Genomic DNA, 9,418 nt, shown 5'->3' on the forward strand with positions numbered 1-9,418 from the left:
TAGGCCCGTCGGCGCGCCTCAGCGCCAGAGCTGGCGGTAGCGGGGGCGTTCGCAGTCGTCGGCCAGCCCGGCCGCGACCCCGAGCCGCCGCCGGACGAGCACCGAGAGACCGTCGACCAGCAGCACCAGGATCAGCACCGCGGCCATCAGGGTGGCCAGTTCCTGGTAGCGGAACAGGTGCAACGCGACCCCGAGTTCCTGGCCGAGGCCGCCGGCACCGACGTAACCGATCACCACAGAGCTGCGGACGTTGCATTCCCACTGGTAGAGCAACTGGGAGGCGATGGTGCCCCGGGCCTGCGGCGCGATCGCGAGCAGCGCGGTCGCGGTCCGGGAGGCGCCGGTGAGCCGTACCGCCTCGACCGGGGCCGGGTCGACGGCCTCCATCTGTTCCGAGCAGAGCTTGGCCAGCATGCCCGCCGAGTGCAGGCTGATCGCGTACACCCCGGCGGTCGGGCCGAGGCCGACCGCGGCGACGAACAGCAACGCCCAGAGCAGTTCCGGTACGCCGCGCAGCACCGTACCGAGGCCACGGGCGGCCAGCGCCAGCCAGCGCGGTGCCCGGACGTTGCCGGCGATCAACACCGCCAGCGGCAGCCCGAGCAGCGCGCCCAGCACCAGCGCCGACACCGAGATCTGGATCGTCTCCAGTACGGCGGTGCCGATCCGGCGCAGCAGTGCCGGATCCAGATCGGGCGGGAACAGCCCGGAGACCAGGCGGGCGATACCCTCCCGCCCCGCCACCAGCGGGCCGATCCCGACCCCGGTCGCCGACAGCGACCAGAGCGCGAGGGTGGCGACACCCAGGTACGTCAGCCAGCGGAGGGTGCGCATGGGCGCCCGGGGAAGGGCGCCGAGCGGGCGTTCGCCGACGCCCCGGTCGGGCGTCGGCCGGATCGGTTCCTCGGTCTCCAGCTCAGGCGGCATAGATCAGCTCCATCGTCGCCGCGTCCGGGGGCGGGCCGTCGTGCACGATCCGCCCGTCGCGCAGCGCCACCACCCGGGGGAACCGGCCGGCGAGCGCCACGTCGTGGGTCGCCACCAGCAGGGTCGCCTCACCCGCGCTCCGCAGGTCCGCGATCGCCGCCTCGGCCCGTACCGGGTCCAGGCCCGAGGTCGTCTCGTCGGCCAGCAGCAGTCGCGGCTGCCCGAGCAGCGCCCTGACCAGCGCGACGCGCTGTCGCTGACCACCGGAGAGGTGTTCGACCCGGCGCCCGAGCAGGTGTGCGATGCCGTGCCGGCCGACCAGCGTGTCGACCCGGGCCGCGTAGCGCGCCGGCACCGTACCCCGGAGCACCGCCAGCCAGTCCGGCAGCCGCCATCGCGCGGCCTGCCCGATCAGCAGGTTCGTCCGGGCGGTGAGGCCCGGTACGAGGTCGTCGCGCTGCCGGACGAACCCGGCCGCCTGGCGCAGTCGCCGTACCTCGGTGGGCGTGCCGAACGGGTCGAACCCGCCGACCCGGACCTGCCCGGCGACCGGCCGCACCGCGCCGAGCAGTACCCGGAGCAGCGTGCTCTTGCCCGCGCCTGACGACCCGAGCAGGGCGACCGCCTCACCGGCCGCCACCCGCAGGTCGAGGCGGTCGAGCACGGGTTCGGCCCGGCTGTCGAAGGTCACCGTGACCCCGCGGAGTACGACCTCCACCCCGCCGCCGACCCGGTCCGCCTCGGTGCCGCCGTGGTCACCCATGGTGCTACCGCACGGTGACCAGGCCGAGCCGCGTCGCGTTCTCCCGGACCTCCGTGTAGTCACCCGGGGACACCGTGACGTACGACTTCGCGCGCATCAGGGCCAGCAACTCCGGATCGGTGATCCCGGTGAACGCGTCGGTGACCTTCTGCCGGGCCGCCGCGTCCAGACCGTCGCGGGCCACCCACGGATAGCCCATCACCTCGCGCTGCCCGACGACCCGCAACGCCCCGGCCGGGATGGTGCCCTGCCGCTCCAACCGGTGCAGGATCCGCAACTCCAGGCCGCCCGCTTCGACCGCCCCCGTGAACACCGCCTGGGCGGTGGCGTCGTGCCCACCGGTGAACGTCACGGTCCGCAGCGGAGGACAGACGTCCAGTTCGTCGGCCCGGCACTGGGCCCCCGCCTCGGTGATCATCATCCTCGGGTAGAGGCTGCCGGACGTGGAGCTGACGTCGCCGAAGGCGAACCGTCCCTTGGCGGCCACGACGTCCTGGACCGTCTTCGCGGCGGAGGCGGCCGGAACGACCACGGCGGCGTAGTAGCGCGGCGTCCCGGTCTCCTCGTCGATCTCGGTCACCAGCGGCGTGATTCCGCTCGACTGCTCCACGGCCTGCGCGTACGTGAGGCCGCCGAGGTACGCCACGTCCACCTGCTTGGCGACCAGTGCCGCCACCACACCGGCGTAGTTGTTGGCGACGAAGAGTTCCACCTCGACGCCGAGGATCCCGGTCAGGTGCTCGCGCAGCGGCTCGTACTGCGCCCGTTGCTTCTCCGGGGAGATGTTGGGAATGATCCCCACTCGGAGCGTCTTCGGCAGCCCGTCGACGCTCTCCCCGGTACCCCCGCAGCCCCCGGCGGCGAGCAGCAGCACGATGACGGCGAGTAGACCGGATACGGCGTACCCGGCGGAACGTCGACGCATGCAGTCCTCGCTCTCCCATCTGGGTACGCCGCAGGGCACGACGACGAGCCCTAATCGGCCCGAAGTAGCGGGACCGCCCCGCCGAACCGTCGCGAGCGGGTACCGGGTGGCACCGAGACTCTAAGGCCCGGTGGCCGGTCCCGGCAGAGGCGACCGGAGCGTGTGTCTGATTCCACTACACCGGTCAGGTTCCACTCAACTGGCCAGCGTCTCGGACGGGTCCTGGATCCGACCCGGCTCGGCCCGGGTCACAGCGGCGACGAGGGGGGCACCTCCTCCCGGCCCCTGGCCCGGGCCACGTCGTGGATGATGATGCCGAGCAGGACGGCGCTGACGACGCCGGCGGCGGCCAGCGGGGGCACGAAGACCAGCGCCGGGGCCACGACGACGAGCAGGGCGATCCCGATCAGCCGCGACCAGAGCAACCGGGCGTAGACCTCGTACCCGAACCGCGCGCGGCCGGCCATGAAGAGCACCGGCCCACCGACGATCACACCGACCCAGGCGGCGTCGGTGTGCCCGAGTGGACGGGTGACGACGAGTTCGTAGCCGACGGCGGTGGTGACCACGCCGGCCACGATCACCAGGTGGGTGTAGGTCGCCGACCAGGCGAACCTGGCCGGGTCCCGGGCGCTGCTGAACGCCTCGGCCAGCGCGAACCCGGCCTGGAAGAAGTAGAGCCGCCACAGCAGCACGGTGGTCGCGAAGGCGACCACGAAGGCGGCCGACCGGGTCGCGGTGAACTCGTTGCCGCTGAACGCGAAACCGGTGACCAGGATCGATTCGCCGAGTGCGATCAGGAAGAACTGCTGGTAGCGCTCGGCGACGTGCTCGCCCGCGAAACGCCATTCCATGCTCGCCGCATGGCCCAGCCTCGGGGTCGGCCAGCGGAGCAGGTGCCCCAAATAGTCCGCGCCGATGGCCACACCCCAGATCAGCAACCGGGTGTCGCCGGTGGTGAAGGCTCCGCCGATCCAGAGCGGGGCGGTGCAGAGCCCCCAGAACACCAGCCGGACGGAGATCCGCTGCCGGGGGTCGCGGCGCAGGGTCAGCCCCAGGACGAGCGGCCGACCGATCTGGGTCAGCACGTACGCCAGCGCGAACAGCAGGCCGTGCTCCTCGAACGCCCGGATTACGGCGACCGCCATCACCATGCTGGCGAACATGGTGGCCACGACGATGATCTGGACTATCGCCCGCTCCGGATCGAACCTGCTCGTCATCAGCGTGGTCATCGCCCAGAGCAGCCAGAGGGTCAGCAGCAGCAGCACGGCGCGGAGCGTCTGGGCGAAGATCTCCCCCTCGAGTTCGGTGAGAATCTTCACGAGCCGCTGCGACACCCGGGTCAGCGCGAAGACGTACACCAGGTCGAGGAAGAGTTCCAGGAAGGTCGCCCGTGGCGAACTTTCCTCTCTGCGCAGCAGGTCCGCCCCGCCACCGAATGCCATTCGGTCCGCTTTCTCCCGCCGCGCACAGCCCACCCGAGATGTCCGGCTTTACGCCCCCGAGAGATATCACGTGACACCCGCCGGCCGGGCGTACCCGAGGAAAACCGGCCGGACGGACCCGGTGGAAACGGGCGGGCCTACCCGGTGGAAACCGGTCGGAGCAGCCGCCGCCCGGCGAGCGGACCCGGCGGCCGGCGGAAGAAATCCGGCTCTGCCCGGGTTGCCGAACGTGTGATTGACGTACCGTTGTCTGTCCTTGACCTCGCACCGGTCGCCGCCGGCACCACCGCCGGCCCGGCCCTGCGCCATACCACCGAACTGGCCCGGCGGACCGAGGAACTCGGCTACCACCGCTTCTGGGTGGCCGAACACCACAACATGCCGGCGATCGCGAGTTCCGCGCCGGCCGTGCTGATCGCCCACCTGGCCGCCGCCACCTCGACCATCCGGGTCGGTTCCGGCGGGGTGATGCTGCCCAACCACGCGCCGCTGGTGGTGGCCGAGCAGTTCGGAACGCTGGAGGCCCTGCACCCGGGCCGGATCGACCTGGGAATCGGCCGCGCGCCCGGCACCGACCAGGCGACCGCACTGGCACTCCGGCGTACGGTCGAGGGCCTCTCCGCCGAGGGTTTTCCGCAGGAACTGGCGGATCTGTTCAACTACTTCACAGGGGAGCGGCCGGGACCGATCATGGCGACCCCGGGCCGGGGCGACCGACCGGCGATCTGGCTGCTCGGCTCCAGCGGATTCAGCGCCCGACTCGCCGGGCTGCTCGGCCTGCCGTTCTCGTTCGCCCATCACTTCAGTGCGGCGAACACCCTGCCCGCACTGGCGCTCTACCGGGAGAGCTTCCGTCCCTCGCAGTGGCTGGACCAGCCGTACGCGATGGTGGCGGTGAACGCGGTCTGTGCCGAGGACGACGCCCGGGCCGAGTGGCTGGCCGGGCCGGCCTCGCTGTCGTTCCTACGCCTGCGCGGCGGCCGACCGGAGCCGCTGGCCACGCCGGAGGAGGCGGCGGCCTACCCGTACACCGAGTTGGAACGGCAGTTCGTGGCCGAGCGGCGGGAGGGGCAGGCGATGGGCTCGCCCGAGACGGTCCGCCGGCAGCTCACCGACCTGCTGGCCCGGACCGGCGCCGACGAGCTGATGCTGACCACCCTGGTGTACGACATCGCCGACCGGGTGCGCTCGTACGAGCTGATCGCGGAGAAGGTGGTCGGCGGACTGCGCCGGGAGCGTTGACCGGCGATCCGTCGATCGGCGGGGACTGGCGACCGGCCCGGTCGACGGTGACCGGGGTCACGCTGCCCGGCGGTCGCGAAACACACTCTTCACCGCGCTGTCATCGACCGGCACCGGAAGGGGCCTAGTGTTCATACCGGTGGTGGTTCGACAAGCGCGATCGGGACGGGTCGCGTGATGTCGCGGTGTGTGCCGCACCGGCCGGCGGGGAGATGAGCGACCCCGCAGGCCGGTGCGGCTTCGCGTTACCGGATCCGCCGCGGCGTCCGGCCCTACCGGCGCCGCGGCGTTCCCGACCGCTACCTCAGGTAGATCGACGGCGCCGGTGGCGTGGACATGCCGTTCCCGATGAAGAAGCTCGGGTGCGGCGGCTGGTTGTAGGCGGTGTTCTGCCAGGCGATCGCCACCCGGTACATCGGGTCGTGCATCAGGGTGTGGATCCGGGTGCTGGTCTGGGTCGGAGTGCTGTAGATCCGCAGCGCCCCGCTGTCACTGGTCCGCCAGACCACCTCCTCGCGCCAGTCGCCCAGGATGTCGGCCGAGAGCGCCGGGGTGGCCTTGGTGCCGTTGTTCGACGCCACCCCGCTGCCGTCGAGCAGCCGGGTGTCGGAACTGGTGCCGTACTTGTCGATCCGGGTCTGGTCGAGCAGTTCCCGGACCGGATCACCGTCCCACCAGACGAGGAAGTTGCTCGACGACGGCTTGCGGCCGATGTTCGCACCGGACGGACTGCGCAACCCGTCGACCGCCGCCGACCAGGACTCCGCACCGGCGCTGCCGGCGTAGATGTCCCCGGCCACGCCCCGGCCGTTGTCCCCGGCCGCGGCGGTCGACCAGTAGATCTGGCCGGTACGCGCGTTGGCGAACCAGGACGACGGCTTGGAGGAGTCCTCGCTGACCTTGAAGTACTCCAGCCCCGACCGGGCCGGGTCGAGGTCGCCGAGGTGCGCCGCGTCGCCGTGTCCGTGCCCGGTGTTCCAGAGCGCGGAGCCGTTGTCGTCGACGGCCATCGCGCCGTACAGGATCTCGTCCCGGCCGTCGGCGTCCACGTCGCCGATGGTCAGCGAGTGGTTGCCCTGGCCGGCGTACTGCGATCCGGCCGAGTTGGAGTCGAACGTCCAGCGCCGGGTCAGCGAGCCGTTGCGGAAGTCCCAGGCCACGATGACGCTGCGGGTGTAGTAGCCCCGGGCCATGATCAGTGACGGCCGCTGTCCGTCCAGGTACGCCGTACCGGCGAGGAACCGGTCCACCCGGTTGCCGTAGTTGTCGCCCCAGGAGGAGACGGTGCCCCGGGCCGGCTCGTAGTTGACCGTCGACAGCACGGCGCCGGTCTGGCCGTTGAACATGGTGAGGAACTCGGGCCCGGCCAGCACGTACCCGCTGGAGTTGCGGTGGTCTGCCGAGGACGAGCCGATCACCTGGCCGGTGCCGGACCGGCTGCCGTCGGCCGTCTTCATCGCCACCTCGGCGCGGCCGTCACCGTCGTAGTCGTACACCTGGAACTGGGTGTAGTGGGCACCGGCCCGGATGTTGCGACCCAGGTCGATCCGCCACAACCGGGTACCGGTCAGCGTGTACGCGTCGACGTAGACGTTGCCGGTGTAGCCGGACTGTGAGTTGTCCTTGGCGTTGCTCGGATCCCACTTGACCACGATCTCGTACCGGCCGTCGCCGTCCAGGTCGCCGACCGAGGCGTCGTTGGCCGAGTAGGTGTACGCCTCTCCGGACGGCGTGCTGCCACCCGGCGGCACCTGCAACCGGACGTCGAGGTAGCCGCTGCCGAACTGGAGTGCCGGCGCGGATGCGGCCTGCTCGGTCCCGTTGACCACGGCCCTGACGGTGTACGCCGAGCCAGCCGCGGCACCTGCGTCAAGGTAGTTGGTGGCGCCGGTGATCGGGGTCGAGTTGACGAGGGTCGAGCCCCGGTAGAGGTTGAACGACACACCGGAGGTCTCGGTGCCGAGCAGCCGCCAGGAGACCAGGTTCGCGCTGCCGGACCGGACGCTGACCAGGCCCCGGTCGAGGTTCTCCATCTGCTTGGCCCCGGCCGGTGGGTTCGTCGGCGGCGGGGTGGTCACCGGAGGCGTGGTGACCGGCGGCGTGGTCGGCGGGGGTGTGCTGGTCGGTGGGGGCGTGCTGGTCGGCGGGACCGTTATCGTGCCGGTCGGGCCGACCGTCCCGGTGCAGGTGGTGCCGTTCATCGCGAAGGTGGTCGGCGCCGGGTTGCTGGAGGTCCACGATCCGTTGAAGCCGAACGTGACACCTGCGTTGGTGCCGAGCGCGCCGTTGTAGCTGACGTTGGTGGCCGTGACCTGGCCGCCACTCTGGCTGACCGTGGCGTTCCACGCCTGGGTGACCTGTTGGCCGGCACCGTACGTCCAGGTCAGGCTCCAGCCGGTGACCGGGTCGCCGAGGTTGGTGAGGGTGACACTGGCCCCGAAGCCACCCTGCCACTCGCTGGCCACCAGGTAGTCGACCCGGCAGCCGGCGGCGGCAGCCGAGGCGACCACTGCGGTGAACGCGCCGGTCGCGGTCAGGGCGGCCGCCGTCGTCGCGGCGAGCAGGGTGGTGCGATGTCGCGAAATGCGCATGATCAACTCCGGTGGAGGCGGGGGCGCGGCACGGAGATACGGAGCCCGGCCGGCGACAGCGATGCTGCACCGGCCTGCCCGGGGCCGGTGGAACTCGGACCGCGCGCGGATGGCCGAAAATTGGAACAATTTACCGGCAATCCGACAACGGGGATACGGCTTCCAGCGCACCTGAATGCTAGGGCAACCGCTTTCCCACGCACAATATCGAGCGTCACCATTTAAAGGGTTCAGCTCCGCCGCGTCCCGACCCCGACATCCGTGGTGGACGTCCTGGCCGGCTGGCTACGCTCTGCCGATGCGACCGACCGTTACCGAGATCCGGCAGCTCGAGGCCGACGAGTTCGCGGCCGCCGGGGAGCTGGGGCGGTTGGCCTTCGGCTCCGCCCCGACCGCCGCGCCGGCCACCCCGGCGCCGCCACCGTCCGGGCTCACCCGGTACGGCGCGTTCGACGCGGACGGACGTCTGGTCGGCAAGGCCGTCGACCTGCACCACGAGCAGTGGTGGGCAGGCCGCCGGGTGGTCGCGGCGGATGTCGCGGGAGTCGCGGTGCTGCCCGAGGCCCGGGGGCGGGGCGTGGCCCGATCCCTGCTCCAGCAACTGCTGCGCGGCGCCCACGCCCGCGAAGCCGCGGTCAGCGCCCTGTACCCGACCGTCACCGGGCCGTACCGGCGCAGCGGCTGGGAGGTCACCGGCGCCCTGCGGGCCATCGACCTGCCGACCGTGGCACTCCCCCGACCACGGCCCGCACCCGACCTCTCGGTCCGGCCCGGCGGGTCCTCAGACCTTCCGGCGGTCGCCGACCTGTACGACCGGATCGCCAGGCACCGCTGCGGCCTGCTCACCCGTCGGGGTGGCGTGTTCGACCGGGAGCAGCCACCGGGCGCGCTGCCGGACGGGGTCGACGGGCTCACCCTGGTCGAGCAGGGCGGGCGCCTGGTCGGGTACGCGAGTTGGGAACGCGGCCGGGGGTACGACCAGCACGCCGTACTCACCGTGCAGGACGTGCTCGCCACCACGCCCGAGGCGGCCCGGGAGCTGGTCGGCGTACTCGCGAGCTGGCACAGCGTCACGCCGACCGTACGGCTGTGGCCACTGGCCCACGATGCGATCGCCGCACAGTTGCCGCTGGAACAGGCCCGACAGCACGAACAACGCGTCTGGATGCACCGGCCGGTCGACGTGGTCCGGGCGGTGACCAGCCGAGGCTGGCCGGTTCAGGTACGCGGCCAGGTCGAGTTCACCCTGACCGACGACGTCGCACCGTGGAACGCCGGCAACTGGCGGCTGGAGGTCGACGGCGGCTCGGCGGAACTGCACCGGATCACCGAGCAGCCACCACTGGTCCTCTCCGTACGCGGCTTCGCGCTGCTCTACACCGGCGTCGCCGACGCGTACGCGGTCGCCGAGGCCGGCCTGCTGCACTGTCCCGCCGGAACGGACCCGAGCGGGCTCGACCTGCTCGGCACCGGCCCCCGAGCCGAGCTACTCGACTACTTCTGAGCCATCGGGCCGCCCCCC

The 9,418-nt window shown here is 71.7% G+C and carries 7 protein-coding genes; 2 read left to right on the forward strand and 5 right to left on the reverse strand.

Annotated features, from left to right (window positions below; translation table 11 throughout):
* Nucleotides 1-18: 18 nt before the first annotated feature.
* The 4 genes from phnE to ACFP2T_RS29280 form a co-directional block, all read right to left on the reverse strand.
* Nucleotides 19-927, reverse strand: a complete 909-nt coding sequence (phnE, locus tag ACFP2T_RS29265; RefSeq protein WP_377427226.1) for a phosphonate ABC transporter, permease protein PhnE — start codon at nucleotides 925-927, stop codon at nucleotides 19-21.
* Complete coding sequence (locus ACFP2T_RS29270; protein WP_377427228.1) at nucleotides 917-1,690, reverse strand: ATP-binding cassette domain-containing protein; 774 nt, start codon at nucleotides 1,688-1,690, stop codon at nucleotides 917-919. The genes phnE and ACFP2T_RS29270 overlap by 11 nt, the downstream gene beginning before the upstream one ends.
* 4 nt (nucleotides 1,691-1,694) lie before the next feature.
* Nucleotides 1,695-2,615: a phosphate/phosphite/phosphonate ABC transporter substrate-binding protein gene (gene phnD, locus ACFP2T_RS29275; protein WP_377427230.1), complete on the reverse strand. Its 921-nt coding sequence runs from the start codon at nucleotides 2,613-2,615 to the stop codon at nucleotides 1,695-1,697.
* A gap of 248 nt (nucleotides 2,616-2,863) precedes the next feature.
* Nucleotides 2,864-4,063 carry a low temperature requirement protein A gene (locus ACFP2T_RS29280; RefSeq protein WP_377427233.1) on the reverse strand — a complete coding sequence of 400 codons (1,200 nt, stop codon included), beginning with the start codon at nucleotides 4,061-4,063 and terminating at the stop codon, nucleotides 2,864-2,866.
* A 246-nt stretch (nucleotides 4,064-4,309) separates the two neighbouring features.
* Between ACFP2T_RS29280 and ACFP2T_RS29285 the strand changes: the two genes are divergently transcribed.
* On the forward strand, nucleotides 4,310-5,305 hold the full coding sequence (locus ACFP2T_RS29285) for an LLM class flavin-dependent oxidoreductase (protein WP_377427235.1): 996 nt from the start codon (nucleotides 4,310-4,312) through the stop codon (nucleotides 5,303-5,305).
* Nucleotides 5,306-5,604: 299 nt separating this feature from the next.
* On the opposite strand, the gene ACFP2T_RS29290 is transcribed toward ACFP2T_RS29285, so the two are convergent.
* A complete protein-coding gene (locus ACFP2T_RS29290; RefSeq protein ID WP_377427237.1) occupies nucleotides 5,605-7,896 on the reverse strand; it encodes a rhamnogalacturonan lyase family protein in 2,292 nt (763 codons plus the stop codon).
* Nucleotides 7,897-8,194: 298 nt separating this feature from the next.
* Between ACFP2T_RS29290 and ACFP2T_RS29295 the strand changes: the two genes are divergently transcribed.
* Nucleotides 8,195-9,400 carry a GNAT family N-acetyltransferase gene (locus tag ACFP2T_RS29295; protein ID WP_377427239.1) on the forward strand — a complete coding sequence of 402 codons (1,206 nt, stop codon included), beginning with the start codon at nucleotides 8,195-8,197 and terminating at the stop codon, nucleotides 9,398-9,400.
* Nucleotides 9,401-9,418 lie beyond the last annotated feature (18 nt).

Origin of the sequence: Plantactinospora solaniradicis, from assembly GCF_042658085.1 — a bacterium.
Taxonomy (GTDB): Bacteria; Actinomycetota; Actinomycetes; order Mycobacteriales; family Micromonosporaceae; genus Plantactinospora; species Plantactinospora solaniradicis.